The 241-nt window shown below is 65.1% G+C and carries 1 protein-coding gene; it reads right to left on the bottom strand.

Annotated features, from left to right (window positions below):
* On the bottom strand, positions 1 to 241 hold a 241-nt coding region (locus BN358_RS23535), incomplete at both ends, for an iron-containing alcohol dehydrogenase (RefSeq protein WP_157593426.1).

Consider the following 241-nt stretch of genomic DNA (forward strand, 5'->3'; position numbering starts at 1 on the left):
TCCAGTGCCCGGTGTAGTAGCAGACGATGTCGCCGACGCTGGAGCGGTTCATGAACTCGGGCGCGGACTTGATGACGTCGTAGTCGACCCACACGACCTCCGGCACCTTCCAGCCGACGTACCGCAGCACTCCCTCGTCGCGCACCGCCGCACGATGGGCGAACGGGGCGTTCACCGACATCGACGTAGGGATCTGGAACAGCGGGACGTTTCGCCGCCAGGCGACGTACTTGGCGACATC

Source organism: Sedimentibacter sp. B4, assembly GCF_000309315.1.
GTDB classification, from domain to species: domain Bacteria; phylum Bacillota; class Clostridia; order Tissierellales; family Sedimentibacteraceae; genus Sedimentibacter; species Sedimentibacter saalensis.